This window comes from Pantoea sp. AN62 (assembly GCF_050432985.1).
Lineage (GTDB): Bacteria > Pseudomonadota > Gammaproteobacteria > Enterobacterales > Enterobacteriaceae > Pantoea > Pantoea brenneri.
The window spans coordinates 30,661-50,293 of the sequence record NZ_JBNPYB010000022.1; the positions used below are offsets into that span (position 1 = coordinate 30,661).

The following is a 19,633-nucleotide window of genomic DNA, read 5'->3' on the forward strand; positions in this document are numbered from 1 at the left end:
GCGGGCGCAGTGATGAGGGCAACTGTTATATAAAAAGTGCACAAATCTGTTTCTGATATTCTTGACTGTTATCTGTTCTAATCGCTAACAGATGACAGTGAGGTAAAAAAATGGAAGCCATTAAACAAATCCTGATCGACGAGATCGCCACGCTCAACCGCGAAGAACGTCGCGACAATCGGCCGCGCTTTAGCCTCTCATTTCTGAAAAACCATCCCGGCCTGTGGGCGGTGATGTACCTGTGCTACGGTCTGTGCGTCGCGCTGATCTTCACGACTGAAATGCTCGGCTGGCCAGCCTTCTGGTTTGCCACCGCGTTCGTGCTGGTGATGAGCTTTTTAATGCTGCTGGATATCAACCCTAAATACCGTTTCGAAGATATTGATGCGCTCGATCTGCGCGTCTGCTACAACGGCGAATGGTATTACGTCCAGCCGGTTCCCGAGCAGGCGGTGTCACGTATCCTGTCGCTGCCGGAGACGCCAGAGCGGGTTAAAAGCGGTATCCAGCGCCTGCTGACGCAAAAAGGCGAAGTCGATTTTTATGATGTCTACTACCTGACCTGGGGACATCAGGAAGCGGCGCGCGTCTGACCCTGCGCCATCAGCTTACCCAGCGTTTCAATTGCCGCCTCGGCCCGCGTATCCCACGGCCAGGCGGTATTGAGTCGAAAGCAGTGACTGAACTGCTCCCCCGCCGAAAATAACTGCCCCGGTGCAATACTGATCCCCTGCGCCAGCGCCTGCTGATACAACTGCGTGGTGTTGATGTTGTCTGGCAGCGTTACCCACAGGAAATAGCCACCGCGCGCTTCGCTCAGCGTCGCCTGCGGCGGCAGCACTTTCAGCAATGCCTGACGCACCATCTGCTGGCGCTTCGCCAGAATCTGTCGCAGCCGCTTCAGGTGGGTGTCGTAACGTCGGGTGGCGAGAAAATCGGCCAGCGCCAGCTGCATCGGCGCGCTGGTTGACAGGGTGCTCATCAGTTGCAGACGCTGAATACGCTGCGCATGCTGGCCGGCCGCTACCCAGCCAACGCGGAATCCGGCCACCAGCGACTTTGAGAACGAGCCACAGTGCAGCACGTGACCCTGCCGATCCCAGGCTTTAGCGGGCAGCGGTGGCGTGTCGCCTGACCAGAGTTCAGCATAAACATCATCTTCAATCATCGGCACCTGGTAACGCGCCAGCAGCGCCACCAGCTGCTGCTTACGCTCGGCTGATAAGGTGACGCCCAGCGGGTTGTGTAGCGTTGTCATCAGCCAGCACGCTTTGACCGGCCAGCGCTGCAGCGCCTCTTCCAGCTGCACCAGATCGATACCGTTCTGGGCATCAACCGGAATCGCCAGCGCCTTGAGCTTCAGCCGCTCAATCGCCTGTAATGCGCCATAAAAGCTCGGCTGCTCAATCACCACATAATCGCCCGGCTCGGTTAACGACTGCAGGCTGAGATTAAGCGCCTCCAGCGCGCCGCTGGTAATGACGATCTCATCCGGCGACAGGGTAATGCCCTGACGCGCATAGCGTTGCGCCAGCAGCTGCCGCAGAGTGGCATTGCCGGGCGGCAGATTGTGCAGCGCATCGGTTGGCGTCAGCTGATGGGAGACGTTTGCCAGCGAGCGCATCAACTGGCGTTGCGGAAACAGTGCGGGATCGGGAAAGGCGGAACCAAAGGGAACGATGGCCGGATCGCGGGTCGCCTGCAGCACATCAAACACAAAGTCGTTGATATCGACCTGCTCGCTGATGGTGACGCTGAGCGGTGCCGGTGCTAAGGCACGCGGCGCGACGTAGTAGCCAGACTGCGGCCGGGAGACGATCCAGCCCTGACTCTCCAGCAGCTCGTAGGCGTGCAGCACCGTCATCAGGCTAAGCCCCTGCTGCGCAACCTGCTGGCGCAACGAGGGTAAACGGGTGCCCGGCAACCAGATGCCTGCCTCTATCTGCTGCTGAATTTCATCCATCAATCGCTGGTATTTCGCCACGGGTCGCCTCTCCTTTTTCACCCGCGAGACTTTACCATGCACGACGGCTAATGACAGGCCGGGCTTGCCACTTATCTTGCCCGCAGGGGTCAGGCTGGCGCAACCTGTGCCGCTAACGGCGGTTCACCAGGCTTCAGCGCCGCGCTGATGTCCACTTTTTCATCGCCGACAAAATTAGCCAGTTCGTTGACCCGGTCAGGCGGGATCGGTTTACCCAGCAGATAGCCCTGTAGGGTGTTACAACCGAGGCTGGTCAGAAAAGCCTGCTGCTCAGGCGTTTCCACCCCTTCTGCCACCACTTTGAGCTGCAGCGACTGCGCCAGCGCCACTATCGCCGAGACGATGGTGGCATCTTCGCTGTGATGCTGCAGTTCATTGACGAATGCCCGATCGATCTTCAGCTCGCTGGCCGGTAAACGTTTCAGATAAAGCAGGCTGGAATAGCCGGTGCCAAAATCATCAATCGAGGCTTTCACGCCAAGCTTAGTCAGCTCGGTCAGGATACGAACGCTCTCATCTGGATCGCGCATAGCGGTGGTTTCGGTCACCTCCAGCGTCAGCAGCTCGGGTGGGATCTCATGCTGCGCCAGCGCCCGGGTGACGGTCTCCACCAGGTTGCTCTGTTCAAACTGCAGCGCCGAGAGATTCACCGCCACCGACCAGTGCGGATGGCCCTGCAGGTGCCACTGTCGCAGCTGGCGGCAGGCTTCGTTGATCACCCAGTTGCCGATGCCGACGATCATCCCGGTTTTCTCCGCCATCGGTAAAAACTGGTCCGGCGTCAGCAGACCGCGCTGCGGATGCTGCCAGCGCAGCAGCGCCTCAAAACCGAGGATCGGCCCGCGTGGCGCACAATATTTAGGTTGATAGAACAGGCGCAGCTCGTTGTTATCCAGCGCCTGCCAGAGATCGTTATTGAGCTGTAGCTGGCTCTGCGCCAGCAGGTTCATCGACGGCTGGAAAAAGGTGTAGCCGTTACGTCCGTTGTTTTTGGTGTGGTACATCGCTGCATCGGCGTTGAACATCAGTTCACGCTCATCCTCGCCGTCGCCCGGATAGACCGCAATCCCGATACTGAGCGACACCACCAGTTCATAACGCGAAATATCAAACGGACGATCGACCGCTTTCACCAGCTTATCGGCGACCGCAGCCGCATCATTAGGATCGTCAATCTCAATCAGCAGCACAAACTCATCGCCGCCCAGCCGCGCCAGCGTGTAGTAGCCGGTCATTTGCTGGCTCATCCGCTCGGTGACGCCAATCAGCAGATTGTCGCCAATATGGTGACCAAAGGCGTCGTTAACCGCCTTAAAGCCATCCAGATCCATGAACATCAGCGCAAACTGGGTCTGCTCCCGGTTCGCCTTGTTGATCGCCTGCTCCAGCCGGTCTTCCAGAAAAATGCGGTTCGGCAGGCGCGTCAGGTTATCGTGCAGCGCCAGTTGGGCCAGTTCACGGTTCGCCTCGGCCAGCGAACTGGCCAGAATCGAGGTGCGCGCCTGCATGCGGGCATCCAGCATCGACACCAGCAGCGTGATGCCGAGGATTGAGATGGTAACCACCGTGACCAGAATCGCCAGCCAGTTGCTGTTGACGCCGTGGGTGGTCGGGTGGCTGTGCAGCGGAAACTCTGCCGCCATCATGCCGGTGTAGTGCATGCCGGCGATAGCCGCGCCCATCACCACCGAGGCACCGATACGCAACAGCGTCACCCGGCCGGTCTGGCCTTCGCGCAGGTTAAAAGCCAGCCACAGCGCCGCGCCGGAAGCCGCCAGCGCGATGATCACCGACACGGCGATCCAGCGCCAGTTCCAGACGATACCCGGTGAGAACATCAACGCAGCCATGCCGGTATAGTGCATGGCGACCACGCCGCTGCCGAGGATCAGCGCGCCACCCGCCAGCCGCCGTAACGGCAAATCGCCGTTGCACACCAGCCACAGCGCAAAGATGGAGGCGCAGACCGCGATGCCGGCTGAAAACGCGGTGAGTCCGGCGTTGTAGCTCATCACCATTTCCATGTTCATCGACAGCATGCCGATGAAATGCATCGCCCAGATGCCGATCCCCATGGCAAAACCGCCGCCGAACAGCCACACCAGCGCCACCTTGCCGGTTGAATGCACCACCCGTCCCGCCATATCTAACGCGGTAAACGAAGCCAGCATCGCAACAAGAATCGAAACGATGACGATAAAAGAGTCGTATGAGGTCACTAACATAGTGCATTCCCGAGAAAAGCCGTGCCAGCAGCTGGGTGGTGTGAGTAAGGATCAGGGATTGTCTTGTTGTTCAGGTTATCGGCAATATCTGCGGGATAATTAACCTGTCACGATACATGTTTCCAATGTGTTCAAGCGTTAAAACCTATCGTCAGACGCCGGTCAGCTGGGGCACCGGCGTCGGCAGGCTGAATTCGCCGACCCGATCGGCTGGCGTCGGCCTGCCCAGCAAATATCCCTGCAGCGCGTCAAAACCGAGGCCGGTCAGCAACCGCTGCTGTTCCTCCGTCTCGACCCCTTCTGCCACCATCCGCAGATTCAGGCTCTGAGCCAGCGTCAGCATCGCGGTCACTACCGTGGCATCCTCGCTGTCGGGTCGCAGACAGTTGATAAAGCTGCGGTCAATTTTCAGCTCACTGGCATCCAGATGTTTCAGATGCAGCAGGTTAGCGTAGCCGATACCAAAGTTATCGATCGCCACACTGACGCCAGCCTGCTGCAACTCACCAATACGCTGCTGGCTGAAGAGCGGATCGCGCATGGCGATGGCCTCGGTAATTTCCAGCATCAGCGCGCCCGCCGGCAGCTGATGGCGCGCCAGCGTTTGGCTGAGGGTCGTCAGCAGATCGCGCTGATGAAACTGTAAGGCTGACAGATTCACCGAGACGGTCCAGTCGCTGTGTCCCTGATTATGCCAGATCTTCAGCTGGCGACAGGCTTCATTAATCACCCAGTTACCGAGCGCAACAATCTGGCCGGTCTTTTCCGCCCGCGGCAAAAACAGGTCCGGCATCAGCAAGCCGCGCACCGGATGCTGCCAGCGCAGCAGCGCTTCAAAGCCCATCAGCAGGCGGCCGCTGGAGCGAAATTTAGGCTGATAGAACAGCCGCATCTCCTGGCGTTCGATCGCTTTCCACAGATCGTTCGCCAGCTCAAGCTGATGCTGGGTTGCGGCACTCATCGCCGGTTCAAACAGGCACCAGCCGTTACGCCCGTTATGTTTGGTGTGGTACATCGCCGAGTCGGCATTCAACAGCAGCTCCTGCCTGTTTCGGCCATGCAGCGGGAAGATAGCAATGCCGGCGCTGAGCGACACGTGCAGCGAGTAGCGATCAAGTTCAAAGGCGACATCAATCACCCGCACCAGCTGTTGCGCCAGCTGGCTGGCGGCGCTGATATCGTAACCCTCGGCCATCAGCACAAACTCGTCGCCGCCGAGGCGTACCAGCAGTATTGCCTCGCTGAGCTGATTGCGCAGCCGTTCCGCCACGGCAATCAGCAACCGATCGCCGACGTGATGTCCCCAGGTATCGTTGACCGCCTTGAAGCCGTCGAGATCCATGTACATCACCGCAAAGCGGCTGTCAGTCAGCGTGGCCTGCTTGATCGCCAGATCCAGCTGCTGCTCCAGCATCACCCGGTTGGGCAGCGCCGTCAGGTTGTCATGCATCGCCAGCTGGCGCAGCTCCTGATTGGCCCGGTTGAGCCTGGCGGTCAGCCGCGCGGCGCGCAGTTGTGCATCCAGCATGGAACTCAGCAGGGTGACGCCAAGAATGATGAGCGTAATAATGGTGACCCACACCGCCAGCCCCTGAGTGCTGACTCCGTTATGCTGCATTGCGCTGACGTGGCTGAACTCCGCCGCGGCCATGCCGACATAGTGCATCCCGGCGATGGCAATCCCCATCACCAGCGACGCCAGCCCGCGCATAATCAGCAGGTTGTATTCTCCCTGGCGCAGATGAAACGCCAGCCACAGCGCGACGCCTGACGCGACAAAGGCAATCAGCATCGACAGCGCCACCAGCGGCCGGTTCCACTCAGGCTGCGGCGAGATCAGCAACGCATACATGCCCAGGTAGTGCATCACCACCACGCCCGCGCCGAGGATCAGGCTGCCGCGCAGCAGACGACGCCGGGTCAGGTCGGCGCCACCGACCGTCTGACCAAACGCCAGCATCGACGCCAGAATCGCCACCAGCAGCGAGACAATAGTCAGCCGGACGTCGTAACGCAGGGTCATCGGCATCATCATCGCCAGCATGCCAATGAAGTGCATCGCCCAGACGCCAATGCCCATCGCGGTACCGCTCACCAGCAGCCAGAGCCGGGCGATCCAGCCACGGGAAACCGCCACCCGCCCCGCCGTGTCCAGCGCAGTGAAAGAGGCAATAAACGCGACGATTAGCGAAACGCAGACCAGAACGCTATCCCACGAGACCAGTAGCATGTGTAACTCCTCACCACCCGCCGGTGAACGGGCGCTGTGTAAAGCCTGAAAAAACACTCTGAAAACACCCGCGGGTGAAAGTTATTTAGCGCCAGGGTTGATGTTGTCCTGCCGTCCTGGCAACCCGCTATCTGTGCAGGGTGACTTTTATCGCTGGCCGCTGCTGAGCAGTAAAACGTTATTTTGTCTGATTGGTGCAAGAACATATCACCGAAGCAGAAAGGACGATAGAGGGGAAGAAAATTATGATTTTCGCTTTCCTGTCTCCCTGTAATGCCTTGCCGTTACTGGGTTATCGGCGCTTCAGGCAATTTGATTAATGAAAAATAGCCGGGCGTAATTAGCGTGACGCTTTAACTGTTCTATAGTAAATAAAACTGATATAAATCATTTAGCTTAAGTCCAGGATATTTCTCAGGACTCCGGCATTACTTACATCGTTGTGATTATTTTCTCTATTTTTGGGTTGAACCGTTAAATTAACACCGGGTGAAAAAGCACTGACTCTGGATAATCGGTAAGGAATGATTATGAAATTCAAGCTTTTTCTTTTGGCCGCTGCGGGCATCTCCACAGCACTTCCGTCATTAACGCTGGCGGCGACCACCTCGGGAACCATCAACGCGACGCTGACGCTGACCACCGGTTGTCTGGTCAACGGTCAGTCAGCCACCGCCGGGGTTAATTTCGGTACCTTAAACTTCGGTAGCAGTGCGGCAACCTTCGATACCCTCAACGCCACGCTGGTCGGCGCGGCGGGTAACGGTATTTTTGTCCGTTGTACCACCGGTCAGGACTATAACGTGGTGGTCACCAGCAGTAATACTGCGCCCGCCACCGTCTATGGTACGGCCTCCACTTCACCGCGCTATCTGGTTCTGGGCTCAGATAACGCTCAGGGAATCGCCTATACGCTGTATAGCGATGCCTCATTTACCACGGCGATTGCCAATAACACGCCGATTGCGGCCAGCGGCACTACCGATCCGACCTTAGGCACTAACTATGCCATTTACGGTCGGGTCATCGGCGGCGGTTTCAATCCGCTGATCCCGGCTGGCACCTACACCGATACCATCAACGTCGCCGTGAACTATTAACTGCATTCACGGGTGAATGTGGGTGGCTGTCACGCGGTCCTGCCTGACAATTGCACGCGGTCTGTCCCTGCTGATATGGAGTGTTAGCGCCTGGAGTCTGCCGACCAGCACTTTCCAGGTAACCGCTTCGATTGTGGCAGGCTGCGTGATATCCGGTACCAATACCGGCGTTTTTGGCACGCTCAATTTTGGCTCCCAGTCGGGAGTGTCAACCAGCGTTGTCAGCGCCAGCTATGTGCAAAGCACTACCCTCAACCTCGCCTGCACGCCGGGCACCACGCTGAGCATGAGCATTAACCAGGGCAACAATTACACCACGACGCGCAACCTGAAACTGCCGAACTTCAGCAATTCCGTTCCCTATACGCTCTACAGCAACGCCAGCCGCACCACGGTCATTCCGGTGAATCAGGCGGTGCCGCTGAGCTACAGCAATGCCAATAACATTACGCTGCCGATTTATGGCCAGCTAAAACTGCCGGGTACCGCGCGCGCCGGCGTCTATACCGACACCCTGACCGTCACCCTGAGCTGGTGAGGCGAGATTAACAACAAGGAAACGACGATGAAGTCACTGCGCGCCCTGCTATTACTGATCGGCACCACATTGCTGCCGCCGGCCTTTGCCGCCAACTCGGTGATGATCTGGCCGATCGATCCGGCCATCAACCCGACGGAGAAGGCTAGCGAGCTGTGGCTGGAGAATCGCGGCAACACCACCACCATGATGCAGGTTCGGGTCTTCAGCTGGCAGCAGGTCAATGGCCAGGAGCAGTACCAGACGCAGCAGCAGGTGGTTGCCAGTCCACCGATGGTACGGATGGAGCCCGGCCAAAAGCAGTTAGTCCGGCTGATCAAGCAGACCCCACCGGCTGCCGGTCATGAACTGGCCTATCGGGTGGTGCTGGATGAGATCCCGACGCCACGCCAGCCGGGTGAAAACCAGGCCGGCCTTACCTTCCAGATGCGCTATTCGGTGCCGCTGTTTGTCTATGGCGACGGCCTGAACACCGACAGCGCCCGCCCCGATCTCAGCTGGCAGACGCTCAGCGAAGGCGGCAAACGCTGGTTACAGCTAACCAACCGCGGCAACAGGCATGCCCGCCTCAGTAACGTCACCGTCGGTGGCCGCAAGCTGGGCGAAGGCTTATACGGTTACGTGCTGGCTAACAGCACCTATCGCTGGCCGCTGAACGCGGCGGTAAGCGGTGAACTGGTGGCAGAGGTGAATAAGAATTCGTGGCGCAGCGCTGCCCTAAAGTAAGCGCCAGATGAAACCTTTTCCCCTCCATCGCTGTACGCTGGCGGTTGCCAGCGTCTTCTGCTGTCTGACGCCGGGCACCACGCTGGCGGAGACCTACTCATCCCTGCCGCCGCCGCCCAGTCTGCAAAACCAGGGAAACGGTCAGCAATATATGCTGGAGCTGGTGGTTAACCAGCAGGCGCGCGGTGACATCGTGACGGTCGAGCAGCGTGACGGCCACTTCTGGCTGCGCAGTGGCGACCTGCAGCGCGCCGGTCTGCCGTTGGATAAGCTGGGCCAGCAGCCACAAATCGACGTCAGCGCGCTGCCGCAGGTCAAAGTAGAGTATGACGATGCGCGGCAGCGCCTGCTGCTCACCGTACCGCCGGGCTGGCTGCCGGGTCAGGTGATTGGCGAGGCGCAAAACGGACCGCGCTACCCCGGACGCACCAGCAATGGAGCGCTGATCAATTATGACCTCTACGCCAGCCGGACCGATAACAGCGGCACCCGCCTTTCCGCCTGGAACGAGCTGCGGCTGTTTGGCGCGGCCGGACAGTTCTCCAGCAACGGCGTCTGGCAGCAGCAGCTGGAGGGCAGCAACAGCTATCAGGATGACGGCTATATCCGCTACGACAGTTGGTGGAGCAATGAAAACGAAAATGCGGCGATCAGCTGGCAGGTCGGCGACCTGGTGACCGACTCACTGGCCTGGAGTAACAGCGTGCGGCTGGGCGGCGTCCGGATTGGCCGTGACTTTGGTGTCCGTCCCGATCTGGTGACCTATCCGCTGCCCGCCTTTTCCGGCCAGGCCGCTGTGCCCTCGACCGTCGATCTGTTTATTAACGGCTATCGCTCCAGCCAGGCGAATGTGCAGCCGGGGCCGTGGTCACTGACCAACGTACCGTTCGTGAATGGCGCAGGTGATGCGGTGATCACCACCACCGATGCGGTTGGCCGGCGCATCACCACCACCCTGCCATTCTACGTTTCCAGCAGCCTGCTGAAGTCGGGACTGTCCGACTACGCGTTTTCAGCCGGGGCGATCCGTCAGAACTACGGGATAAAGAATTTTGATTATGGCGCGGCGGCGGCCAGCGGGTCTTATCGTTACGGTATGACCGACTGGCTGACGCTGGAGAGCCACGCTGAAGGAAGCGACAGTCTGGCAATGGGCGGCGTCGGCGGCCTGCTGCGCGTCGGCAGCTGGGGCGTGGTGAATGGCGCGGTGGCGCAAAGCCAGCTCGACGGCCAGACCGGCACGCAGTACAGCTGGGGTTATCAGTACAACAACCGCTGGTTTAACCTCGGTACCCAGCAAACACAGCGCAGCCGCGACTTTGGCAATCTGGCGCTGGTCGGCAGCCGCGCCGGCACCGACGCCGGCAGCAGCTATGCGCTGTCGCGCCGCAGCGCCCAGTACAGCGCCAGCGTGTCGCTCAACCGCTTCGGCAGCGTCGGCGCGGCCTATATCGACATCACCGGTGGCCGCGGCGATCGCACCCGGTTATGGAACCTCTCGTGGAGTAAAAATCTGTGGGGTAACAGCAGCCTCTATGTTTCAGCCAGCCGCGATCAGCAGGAAAAAAGCTGGACCGGTGCTATTTCGCTGGTGATCCCATTCGGCGAACAGGGCAGTGCCGCCATCAGCACCGAACGCGACCAGCTGGGGCGCGATAATCAGCGGCTCTATGTCTCGCGCGCTATGCCCAGCGACGGCGGCATCGCCTGGGACGCCTCGTGGGCCAATCAGAGCGGCGACAGCGGGGATTATCGTCAGGGCAGTCTGCGCTATCGCAACAACCAGATCGATACCTCGGCGGGCTTTTATGGCGATGATGACAATACCACCCAGTGGGCTGACCTCTCCGGCGCGCTGGTGTTGATGGACAACAGTCTGTTTATCGCCAATGAGATTAACGACGCCTTTGTGCTGGTCAAAACCAACTATCCCGACGTCACGGTCCGTTACGAGAACCAGTCGATGGGCCGCACCAATCAGCAGGGCTATCTGCTGGTGCCGTCGATCAGCAGCTACTATCCGGCCAAATATGATATCGATACCCTCGACCTACCCGCGGATATGACCACACCGCGGGTAGAGCAGCGTTTTGCCGTGAAACGTCAGAGCGGTTATCTGCTCAACTTCCCGGTGGAAAAACTGCGCTCCGCCAGCGTGATCCTGCACGATGCGCAGGGCCAGCCGTTGCCGGTGTCGAGCCTGGTGCAGCGCCCCAATCACGCCACCGAATATGTCGGCTGGGATGGCATTGTCTGGATGGAAGATCTGACCGCCAGCAATCCGATACAGGTCGTGACGCCGGATGGCCGCCACTGTGATACCGAACTGCAAATTGCCGGCGGTCAGCCGCAGGCGCTGAGAACCTATGGGCCATTGACCTGCGCGCTGCCGGCAGTGGCGGCTGGCAGCGCCGCCCATCCTGCTGATGCTTTTACTACCGGAAACTCACCATGATAAATCGTCTGCTATTCGCCGGCCTGTTGTTGCTGCTGCCGTCATTCGGCTACGCCGCCTGCGCCCTGCCCGCCTCTACGGCCAGCTTCGGCTCCGTCACCACCTTTGTCGCCAACAGCACCGTCAGCGCTGTCACTACCAACGCCAACGTCAACTGTGGCGCCGGTGCGGCGCTGTCGCTGCTGGGCAATAACCAGATCACCTTTCAGCTGACCGGTGCCACCAACAGTAACGGCACCCGCGGCATCCTCAAGCGCAGCGGCGATACCGGCAGCGACAATGTACCGGTCCGGCTCTGTACCGACAGCGCCTGCGCTACTGAGCTGACGGTCGGTGGCACCCCGTTTGTCTATGGTTCGCAAACCCTGATCAACCTGGCTGGCCTGCTCGGCAGCCTGAACTTCACGATTCCGATCTATCTGCGCACCGTGCCCGGTCAGGTGGTCGCGGCGGGCACATATCAGGTGACGCTGAATATGGCTGTCACTTACCGCATCTGTACCAGTATTGGCATCGGTAGCCTCTGCTTAAGCGAACAGACCGGCAGCGGGGTGATTCCGATTACCGTCACGGCGATCCTGACTAATGACTGCACCACCATTACCGCGCCGAATATCAGCTTTGGCAGTGCGCCGCTGGTCGGCAGCTTCTCCAGCGTGTCACAGACCATTAACGTACTGTGCAGCAAAGGCAGCACCTATACCGTCGGCCTGAGCAACGGCAGCTATCCGGTCGGCAGCGTCAGGAACATGGCGAGTGGCGCGAATCGTCTGAGCTATGAGATCTATCAGGGGACCACCAGCAACCGCTGGGGACCAGGCGGGACTGAGCGCTGGAGCAGCACCACCTCGTCGGCGGTTTCGGCAGATGGACTGACGCGCGGCTTTAACTACACCGCGCGGGTCCTGACCAGCCAGAACACGCCGCCAGCCGGAAACTACAGCGACAGCGTGGTGGTGGATTTGTCATTTTAGAGCGAGGCGCTGACCGGTGCACCGCTGTGGCGCGCCTGATACTGCTTCACCATCCGGCCAATCAGCAGCGTGCCGATTAAGCCACAGACGGCGGCGAAGGTCAGCCAGACACCCGGCATCGCTTTGTCGCCGGTGGCGTGGATCAGGTAGCTGGAAATCGCCGGGGTAAAGCCGCCAAACAGCGCAGTCGCCAGGCTGTAAGCCATAGAGAAACCGGCAGCGCGCACCTCGGCGGGCATGATTTCCGCCAGATACACCACCATCGCTCCGTTATAGCTGGCATAGAGAAACGACAGCCACAATTCCGCTTCCAGCAGGTGAGCGAAGCTGGCCGATCCCACCAGCCAGTGCAGCACCGGCCAGGTGGTGGCAATCATCAGCAGGGTAAAGACGATCAGTAGCGGGCGACGGCCGATGCGGTCTGACAGCGATCCCATCAGCGGCAGCCAGATCAGGTTAGAGATGCCGACGCACAGCGTCACCAGGAACGCCTGCTTATCACTCATCATCAGCACCGTTTTGCCGAAGGTCGGCGTAAACGCGGTGATCATGTAGAACATCACGGTGGTGGTGACTACCATCAGCATCCCCGCCAGCACCAGCGCCCAGTTACTGGCCACCGAACGCATAATCTCGGTCATCCGCGGATGGTGTTTACGCTTGCTGAACGCTTCGGTCTCTTCCAGCATCCGGCGGATATAGAACAGGAACGGCACGATCAGGCAGCCGACCACAAACGGAATGCGCCAGCCCCACTCGGTGACCGCCTCTTTCGCCAGCAGATGATTCAGCGCCAGGCCGAGCAACGCGGCAAAAATGACCGCAATCTGCTGACTGCCGGATTGCCAGCTGACAAAGAACCCTTTGCGTCCTTCTGGCGCCACTTCCGCCAGATAGACCGAGACGCCGCCCAGCTCAACGCCTGCCGAGAAGCCCTGCAGTAAGCGGCCGAGCAGGATCAGTATCGGTGCCGCTGCGCCCAGCGTGGCGTAGCCAGGCACCAGCGCAATCGTCAGCGTACCGATCGCCATCAGACCCAGCGTCAGCAGCAGACCTTTGCGGCGGCCATGATGGTCAATGTACGCCCCCAGAATGATCGCCCCGAGCGGACGCATCAGGAAGCCGGCACCAAAGGTCATTAGCGTTAACATCAGTGAGGCGAACGGGTCGTCGCCCGGGAAAAAGGTTTTGGCAATGGCGGTGGCGTAATAACCAAACACCATAAAGTCGTACATTTCGAGAAAGTTACCGCTGGTAACGTTGAAGATGGTTCTGGCCGCGCTTTTGGGCGACTTTTGTAAAGACGGGGTGTGACTCATAACGGCTTCCTGAAGGTTTTTAGCCGTTTTAGCCTGCCTGATGCGGCAATAATGTGAGCTGGCTCACCATTGCACTTGACAAAACTGTGTTGAGTGGTAACAAATAATTAACATGACTGTTTCACCAGCATAACCGATCGGTGTAACAGCCGGTTCGCCTGATTTCGTCTGGTCTGGCTGAGGCAATAAAAAAGGCGGCTGAATCAGCCGCCTTCTCTTTGTGCCGGTTAACCCGCTATTTCTTCACGGTTTCCATGCCCATCAGACCAATTTTCAGATAGCCTGCGGTACGCAGTTGATCCATCACGCTCATCAGCGTTTCGTAATCCACCGACTTGTCCGCCTGGAAGAAAATGGTGGTCTCTTTGTTGCCGCCGGTCTGACCGGTCAGCACGCTGACCAGCGATTCCGGCGTCACCTGATCGTTACCGACATAAAGCTGTTTATCGGCCTTGATCGACAGGTAAACCGGTTTTTCCGGACGCGGCTGCGGGGCGCTGGTGGAAGCAGGCAGATTAACGCGCACGTCGACAGTTGCCAGCGGCGCCGCCACCATGAAGATGATCAGCAGAACCAACATCACGTCGATAAACGGCGTCACGTTGATCTCATGCATTTCGCCATCTGTTTCCAGGTCGTCGTTTAATCGCATGGCCATAACAGCTTACCCTAAGCGCAGTTTCTGGGTCGCCGCAGGACGCGGAACGTCAGTGGCGACGTTTCCCAGGTCAATATCACGGCTCTGCAACAGCAGCACCTGCGCCGCCACATCACCGAGCGAGGCTTTGTAGTTAGCGATCATGCGGGCAAAGACGTTATAGATCACCACCGCCGGAATTGCGGCCACCAGGCCAATTGCCGTTGCCAGCAGCGCTTCCGCGATACCCGGTGCAACGACAGCGAGATTGGTGGTCTGGGTTTTGGCGATGCCGATGAAGCTGTTCATGATGCCCCACACGGTGCCGAACAGACCGATAAACGGCGCGACCGATCCGATGGTCGCCAGGAAGCCGTTGCCCCGGCCGGCATGGCGGCTAAAGGCGGCAACGCGGCGCTCAAGGCGGAAGCTGGTACGATCTTTAATGCCGTTGGTGTCTTCAACGCCAGCGGAGAGTTCAAGTTCGTTCTGCGCGTCATTCAGCAGCACGCTGCTGTGACTGTGTGCGGTGAACTCCCGGGCAATGCGGGCGGCGTCATTCAGATTGCGGGCTTCACCCAGCGCCAGTTGCTCACGCTTCAGGCGACGTTTAGCGGCGCTCAGTTCGGCATATTTGCCAAAGAAGATCGCCCAGGTCACGACTGAGGCCAATAACAGGCCAATCATGACCACCTTTACCACGATATCGGCATGTTGATACATGCCCCAAACGGAGAGGTCCGTTTGCATCAAATCACTGGCTACCACGCTGCTTCTCCAACTTCATCTACAGGGATGCGAGACAAGCGCGAATAATAGCAAAATAACGGCGAATTGATAGTCGTTCTCATTAGTATTTACAAACTCTGGCACTCGCTGTGCCCTGCCACGCCGTCAATATCACCAGAGGTTGCAGGTTCGTTTCGAAAATGTGATGTTGCATGAAAATTTATTAAAACAACGTTTCAAAATGTGATCTCATTCAATCAGCATCGGCGCATTTCTCCGGCGGCAGTTTTCACTATGCTGGCTGCACGCGGCCCCTTGCTACACACGCCGGATTCCTGAGCGCCGCCCTTCTTCTGCTGGAGACAACATAATGAGAATGACCCAAACACGCCTGGCATGTGCCCTGGCGGCAATGATGGTGAGCGCCACCGCCTCGGCACAGGTGATTAAAGTGGCAGAAGTGCAGCCGGCTGGCTACCCCACCGTGGTGGCTTTGCAACACATGGGCGACAAACTGAAGCAGGCAACTGATGGACGGCTGGAGATGAAGCTTTATGCCGGCGGCGTGTTGGGCGATGAAGATCAGACCCTGCAGCAGGTGCAGCTGGGCGCAATCGATATGATCCGCGTATCGCTGGCACCGGTCACCAGCATTGCGCCGGAAACCAGCGTATTGACGCTGCCCTATGTTTTCCGCGACGTCGACCATATGCACAAAGTACTGGATGGCGAAATCGGCAAAGAGATTGCCGACAAATTCGATAAAGATCCCAACGCCCGGATGGTGTTTCTCGGCTGGACCGACGCCGGTGAACGCAACATGATCACCAAAAAACCGCTGGCGAAGCCCGAAGATCTGAAAGGCATGAAGATCCGGGTACAGAACAGCGCCATCTCCCTGGCCACGCTGAAAGCGATGGGTGCCAACCCGGTGGCGATGGGCGTCAGCGAAGTGTTCAGCGCCATGCAGACCGGCGTGGTTGACGGCACCGAGAATAACCCACCGACCTTTGTCGCCCATAACTATATGCCAGTCGCGAAGTACTACACCCTGAGCGGCCACTTCATTCAGCCAGAGATGATTCTGTTCTCGAAACGCGCCTGGGATCGTCTCAAGCCTGACGATCAGGCACTGCTGAAGAAACTCGGTAAAGAGGCGCAGGATGAAGAGCGTCAGCTGTGGGCAACCTATACCGAACAGTCGATCGCGAAGATGAAAGCCGGCGGCGTCACCTTCCAGCAAACTGACCGCGACTATTTCGTCAAAGCCACCCAGCCGGTGCGCGATCAGTTTGGCGGCAAATATCAGGATCTGATGACCCGGATCGCTGACGTGAAATAACCCTTCCCGCGCCACATTGCCGTGTGGCGTGCTTAATCAGGTATCAATTATGGCTGCTTATACGCGTCTGATGGATGGGCTCTATCTGCTGTGCATGCTGGTTGCCGCCGTGGCGCTGATGATCATGGTAACGGTGATCCCGATTGGGATTTTTGCCCACTACGTGATGAACGGGGCGCTCTCCTGGCCGGAACCGGTCGCCATTATCTGCATGATCATTTTTACCTTTATCGGCGCGCCGGTCGGCTTACGCGCCGGGACCCATATCTGCGTCTCAATGATGACCGATCGGCTGTCACCTGCCCTGCAGCGTCTGCTGCTGCGGGTCTGCGATCTGCTGATGATTATTACCTGCCTGGTAATCTTTCAGGCCAGCTACAGCCTGTGTGAAGCGATGTGGGTGCAGTCGCTGGCTTCGCTACCCGCCGTTACCTATGGCGAGATGTATCTGCCGATCCCGATTGGCGCGCTCTTTACCCTGCTGTTTGTTGTTGAGCGATTGCTGACCGGCGATCAAAGCCAGCGGCCGATTGTCACGCTGGGCGGCACCCACTAATCCGGAGCAGAAGATGGACGCATTGATTTTATTAGGCAGTTTGCTGGCGTTGCTGCTGGTGGGTTTTCCGGTGGCGTTTGCGGTCGGCCTGAGCGCCTTTATCGGCGCCTGGTGGATCGATCTGCCGCTGGAAGCGGTGGTGATTCAGATTACCAACGGCATTAACAAATTCTCGCTGTTGACCATTCCGTTCTTCATTCTCGCCGGGGCGATCATGGCTGAAGGCGGCATCGCCCGACGGCTGGTCAATTTCGCCTACATCTTTGTCGGCTTCATCCGCGGCGGCCTGTCGCTGGTGAATATCGTCGCCTCAACCTTCTTCGGCGCGATTTCCGGCTCATCGGTGGCCGATACCGCCTCGATCGGCTCGGTGATGATTCCGCAGATGGAAGAGAAAGGCTATCCGCGTGACTTCGCCGCCGCCGTTACCGCCAGCGGTTCGGTGCAGGCGGTATTAACCCCGCCCAGTCATAACTCAGTAATCTACTCGCTGGCCACCGGCGGGCTGGTCACCATCTCTTCGCTGTTTGTCGCCGGTATCTTACCTGGCCTGATGCTGGGTGGCTGTCTGATGATAATGTGCCTCGGTTTTGCCCGTAAACGCGGCTACCCGAAAGGCGAGCGGATCCCATTTCGTCAGGCGCTGAAGATCTTCTTTGATGCGTTCTGGGGCCTGTTCACCGTGGTGATCATTATGGGCGGGATTCTGTCCGGTATTTTCACCGCGTCGGAGTCTGCGGCGATTGCCTGTATCTGGGCCTTCTTCGTAACGATGTTTATCTATCGTGACTTTAAATGGAACCAGCTGCATATCCTGCTGTTCCGCACCATTAAAACCGTCACCATCGTGATGGTGCTGATCGCCTTCGCCGCCGGGTTTGGCGCGGTGATGACCTTTATGCAATTGCCGACCCTGATCACTGAAGCGTTTACCAGCCTGTCGGACAACAAGTATGTGATTCTGATGTGCATCAACATTCTGTTGCTGGTGGTCGGTACGCTGATGGATATGGCACCGCTGATTCTGATCCTCACGCCGGTGCTGCTGCCGGTCGCGACGACACTGGGCATCGATCCGGTTCACTTCGGCATGATCATGCTGACCAACCTCGGGATCGGCCTGATCACCCCGCCGGTTGGTACGGTACTGTTTGTCGCCAGTGCGGTCAGCAAGCAGAAAATCGAGCAGGTGGTCAGCGCGATGCTGCCGTTTTACGGCATGCTGTTTATTGTGCTGATGCTGATTACCTATATTCCGGCCATCTCCCTCTGGTTACCGCGCCTGATGGGCGTGATGTAGCGTCAACCAAATCGGGTCCGTTAGCGGGCCCGATTTTTATCCTGCGACGCACTCTGATAATCGCCATTGAGTCTCAACCCTGCTGGCCGTTTCGTGATAACGTGAAGGCTTAGGCAGAAGCGGCAAAGGCGACTCATGACCACCAAAAAAATTGATACCACACTCGTCAGTGCAGGACGCAGCAAGCGTTATACTCAGGGCTCGGTAAACAGCGTGATTCAGCGTGCCTCCTCGCTGGTTTTTGACACGGTTGCGGACAAAAAACGCGCCACCGCCGGTCGGGCAAAAGGCGAACTGTTTTATGGCCGCCGCGGCACCCTGACCCACTTTGCCCTGCAGGACGCCATGACCGAGCTGGAAGGCGGCGCGGGCTGTGTGCTCTACCCGTGCGGCGCGGCTGCGGTCGCTAACGCGATTCTGGCGTTTGTCAGCGCTGGCGATCACGTATTGATGAGCGGCGCGGTCTATGAGCCGACACAGGACTTCTGCCATAAAATTCTGCAAAAGATGCAGGTCTCGATCGGCTGGTTCGATCACTGCATTGGCAGCGAAATTGGTGCGCTGGTTCAGCCCAACACCCGGGTGGTGTTTCTGGAGTCGCCCGCCTCAATCACTATGGAAGTGCAGGATATTCCGGCCATCGTTGCGGCGGTTCGCGCCAAAGCACCCGACGCGATCATCATGATCGATAACACCTGGGCCGCCGGGATTCTGTTTAATGCCCTGGCACATGGAATCGATATCTCAATTCAGGCCGGCACCAAATATCTGATTGGGCACAGCGACGCGATGATCGGTACCGCCGTCGCCAATGCGCGCTGCATCGATCAGCTGCGTGAGAACTCCTATCTGATGGGCCAGATGGTTGATGCGGATACCGCCTATATGGCGAGCCGGGGTTTGCGCACGCTTGGCACCCGACTGCGTCAGCACGAAGAGAGCGCGCTTCAGGTGGCGGAGTGGCTGGCGGCGCGTCCTGAAGTCGAACGGGTTAACCATCCGGCGCTGGCGCAAAGTAAGGGCCACGCCTTCTGGCAGCGTGACTTCAACGGCAGCAGCGGGCTGTTCTCCTTTATCCTGAAACAGAAACTTAGCCCAGCGCAACTGGCGGAATATCTCGATCACTTCCATCATTTCAGCATGGCCTACTCGTGGGGCGGTTATGAATCGCTGATCCTGGCGAATCAGCCGGAGGAGCTGGCGGCGATTCGGCCGGCCGGTGGGGTCGATTTCACGGGCACGCTGGTACGACTGCATATTGGCCTTGAACATGTTGAGGATCTGCTCAACGACCTTGAGGCGGGTTTTGCGCGCCTGACGCGCTGAGTAAGCTAAACAGAAGATAAACGCGGTGGCCGCCGCCAGCAGAGATTGCCAGGCGGCGGCAAGATTATTGTTAAAATTTGTCCCGGACCGTTCAGGCGGCAGGCCGAAGGTGAAGCGCTGAGCTTCCGCAGAATAAGCAGGTTCAGCACTTTTCCGTCGCGGCAGCCTGACAGGCGGGTTTTCCTTGTGACG

General features: G+C 58.5%; 16 protein-coding genes. 10 read left to right on the forward strand and 6 right to left on the reverse strand.

What is annotated here, in order from left to right; translation table 11 throughout:
- Positions 1–110: 110 nt before the first annotated feature.
- Positions 111–593, forward strand: a complete 483-nt coding sequence (locus FHW04_RS21380) for a YlaC family protein (protein WP_031377795.1) — start codon at positions 111–113, stop codon at positions 591–593.
- Here the strand turns inward: FHW04_RS21380 and FHW04_RS21385 are convergent.
- The 3 genes from FHW04_RS21385 to FHW04_RS21395 form a co-directional block, all read right to left on the reverse strand.
- Positions 572–1,984 carry a PLP-dependent aminotransferase family protein gene (locus FHW04_RS21385; protein ID WP_031377794.1) on the reverse strand — a complete coding sequence of 471 codons (1,413 nt, stop codon included), beginning with the start codon at positions 1,982–1,984 and terminating at the stop codon, positions 572–574. The two genes, FHW04_RS21380 and FHW04_RS21385, sit on opposite strands and share 22 nt — an antisense overlap.
- Before the next feature lie 89 nt (positions 1,985–2,073).
- Positions 2,074–4,209, reverse strand: a complete 2,136-nt coding sequence (locus tag FHW04_RS21390) for a putative bifunctional diguanylate cyclase/phosphodiesterase (RefSeq protein ID WP_089561948.1) — start codon at positions 4,207–4,209, stop codon at positions 2,074–2,076.
- 151 nt (positions 4,210–4,360) lie between these two features.
- On the reverse strand, positions 4,361–6,439 hold the full coding sequence (locus tag FHW04_RS21395; RefSeq protein WP_046289246.1) for a putative bifunctional diguanylate cyclase/phosphodiesterase: 2,079 nt from the start codon (positions 6,437–6,439) through the stop codon (positions 4,361–4,363).
- 530 nt (positions 6,440–6,969) lie between these two features.
- Between FHW04_RS21395 and FHW04_RS21400 the strand changes: the two genes are divergently transcribed.
- From FHW04_RS21400 to FHW04_RS21420, 5 genes are read left to right on the forward strand one after another with little or no spacing between them, the layout of a single operon-like run.
- Positions 6,970–7,539 (forward strand): spore coat protein U domain-containing protein, encoded by a 570-nt coding sequence (locus FHW04_RS21400; protein WP_031377793.1) that lies wholly within the window; start codon positions 6,970–6,972, stop codon positions 7,537–7,539.
- A 16-nt stretch (positions 7,540–7,555) separates the two neighbouring features.
- On the forward strand, positions 7,556–8,077 hold the full coding sequence (locus FHW04_RS21405; protein ID WP_179420081.1) for a Csu type fimbrial protein: 522 nt from the start codon (positions 7,556–7,558) through the stop codon (positions 8,075–8,077).
- A 27-nt stretch (positions 8,078–8,104) separates the two neighbouring features.
- Positions 8,105–8,803 (forward strand): fimbrial biogenesis chaperone, encoded by a 699-nt coding sequence (locus FHW04_RS21410; protein ID WP_089561949.1) that lies wholly within the window; start codon positions 8,105–8,107, stop codon positions 8,801–8,803.
- 7 nt (positions 8,804–8,810) lie between these two features.
- Positions 8,811–11,258, forward strand: a complete 2,448-nt coding sequence (locus FHW04_RS21415) for a fimbria/pilus outer membrane usher protein (protein ID WP_089561950.1) — start codon at positions 8,811–8,813, stop codon at positions 11,256–11,258.
- Positions 11,255–12,232 (forward strand): Csu type fimbrial protein, encoded by a 978-nt coding sequence (locus FHW04_RS21420; protein ID WP_089561951.1) that lies wholly within the window; start codon positions 11,255–11,257, stop codon positions 12,230–12,232. The genes FHW04_RS21415 and FHW04_RS21420 overlap by 4 nt, the downstream gene beginning before the upstream one ends.
- Here the strand turns inward: FHW04_RS21420 and FHW04_RS21425 are convergent.
- From FHW04_RS21425 to exbB, 3 genes are all read right to left on the reverse strand, one after another.
- The gene (locus tag FHW04_RS21425; RefSeq protein ID WP_031376526.1) at positions 12,229–13,551 is read right to left on the reverse strand and encodes an MFS transporter; all 1,323 of its coding nucleotides are present in this window, start codon (positions 13,549–13,551) and stop codon (positions 12,229–12,231) included. The two genes, FHW04_RS21420 and FHW04_RS21425, sit on opposite strands and share 4 nt — an antisense overlap.
- Before the next feature lie 235 nt (positions 13,552–13,786).
- The gene (exbD, locus tag FHW04_RS21430; protein WP_031376525.1) at positions 13,787–14,209 is read right to left on the reverse strand and encodes a TonB system transport protein ExbD; all 423 of its coding nucleotides are present in this window, start codon (positions 14,207–14,209) and stop codon (positions 13,787–13,789) included.
- A 6-nt stretch (positions 14,210–14,215) separates the two neighbouring features.
- Positions 14,216–14,938, reverse strand: coding sequence for a tol-pal system-associated acyl-CoA thioesterase (gene exbB, locus FHW04_RS21435; RefSeq protein ID WP_031376524.1), 723 nt, complete (start codon positions 14,936–14,938; stop codon positions 14,216–14,218).
- A gap of 349 nt (positions 14,939–15,287) precedes the next feature.
- On the opposite strand from exbB, the gene FHW04_RS21440 reads away from it, so the two are divergent.
- From FHW04_RS21440 to metC, 4 genes are all read left to right on the forward strand, one after another.
- Positions 15,288–16,259: a TRAP transporter substrate-binding protein gene (locus FHW04_RS21440; protein ID WP_046289249.1), complete on the forward strand. Its 972-nt coding sequence runs from the start codon at positions 15,288–15,290 to the stop codon at positions 16,257–16,259.
- Positions 16,260–16,308: 49 nt separating this feature from the next.
- A complete protein-coding gene (locus tag FHW04_RS21445; RefSeq protein ID WP_089561952.1) occupies positions 16,309–16,815 on the forward strand; it encodes a TRAP transporter small permease in 507 nt (168 codons plus the stop codon).
- Between the two features lie 13 nt (positions 16,816–16,828).
- Positions 16,829–18,115 (forward strand): TRAP transporter large permease, encoded by a 1,287-nt coding sequence (locus tag FHW04_RS21450; protein WP_031376522.1) that lies wholly within the window; start codon positions 16,829–16,831, stop codon positions 18,113–18,115.
- A 135-nt stretch (positions 18,116–18,250) separates the two neighbouring features.
- Complete coding sequence (metC, locus tag FHW04_RS21455; protein WP_089561953.1) at positions 18,251–19,441, forward strand: cystathionine beta-lyase; 1,191 nt, start codon at positions 18,251–18,253, stop codon at positions 19,439–19,441.
- The last annotated feature ends 192 nt before the right edge of the window (positions 19,442–19,633 follow it).

Bases quoted from the DNA above. Each gene is read 5' to 3' on its own strand.
- FHW04_RS21420 (WP_089561951.1), top strand. From the start codon at position 11,255: ATGATAAATCGTCTGCTATTCGCCGGCCTGTTGTTGCTGCTGCCGTCA.
- FHW04_RS21400 (WP_031377793.1), top strand. From the start codon at position 6,970: ATGAAATTCAAGCTTTTTCTTTTGGCCGCTGCGGGCATCTCCACAGCA.
- FHW04_RS21390 (WP_089561948.1), bottom strand. From the start codon at position 4,209: ATGTTAGTGACCTCATACGACTCTTTTATCGTCATCGTTTCGATTCTT.
- FHW04_RS21450 (WP_031376522.1), top strand. From the start codon at position 16,829: ATGGACGCATTGATTTTATTAGGCAGTTTGCTGGCGTTGCTGCTGGTG.
- FHW04_RS21425 (WP_031376526.1), bottom strand. From the start codon at position 13,551: ATGAGTCACACCCCGTCTTTACAAAAGTCGCCCAAAAGCGCGGCCAGA.
- FHW04_RS21415 (WP_089561950.1), top strand. From the start codon at position 8,811: ATGAAACCTTTTCCCCTCCATCGCTGTACGCTGGCGGTTGCCAGCGTC.
- exbB (WP_031376524.1), bottom strand. From the start codon at position 14,938: ATGCAAACGGACCTCTCCGTTTGGGGCATGTATCAACATGCCGATATC.
- FHW04_RS21410 (WP_089561949.1), top strand. From the start codon at position 8,105: ATGAAGTCACTGCGCGCCCTGCTATTACTGATCGGCACCACATTGCTG.
- exbD (WP_031376525.1), bottom strand. From the start codon at position 14,209: ATGGCCATGCGATTAAACGACGACCTGGAAACAGATGGCGAAATGCAT.
- FHW04_RS21405 (WP_179420081.1), top strand. From the start codon at position 7,556: ATGTGGGTGGCTGTCACGCGGTCCTGCCTGACAATTGCACGCGGTCTG.
- metC (WP_089561953.1), top strand. From the start codon at position 18,251: ATGACCACCAAAAAAATTGATACCACACTCGTCAGTGCAGGACGCAGC.
- FHW04_RS21380 (WP_031377795.1), top strand. From the start codon at position 111: ATGGAAGCCATTAAACAAATCCTGATCGACGAGATCGCCACGCTCAAC.
- FHW04_RS21440 (WP_046289249.1), top strand. From the start codon at position 15,288: ATGAGAATGACCCAAACACGCCTGGCATGTGCCCTGGCGGCAATGATG.
- FHW04_RS21395 (WP_046289246.1), bottom strand. From the start codon at position 6,439: ATGCTACTGGTCTCGTGGGATAGCGTTCTGGTCTGCGTTTCGCTAATC.
- FHW04_RS21445 (WP_089561952.1), top strand. From the start codon at position 16,309: ATGGCTGCTTATACGCGTCTGATGGATGGGCTCTATCTGCTGTGCATG.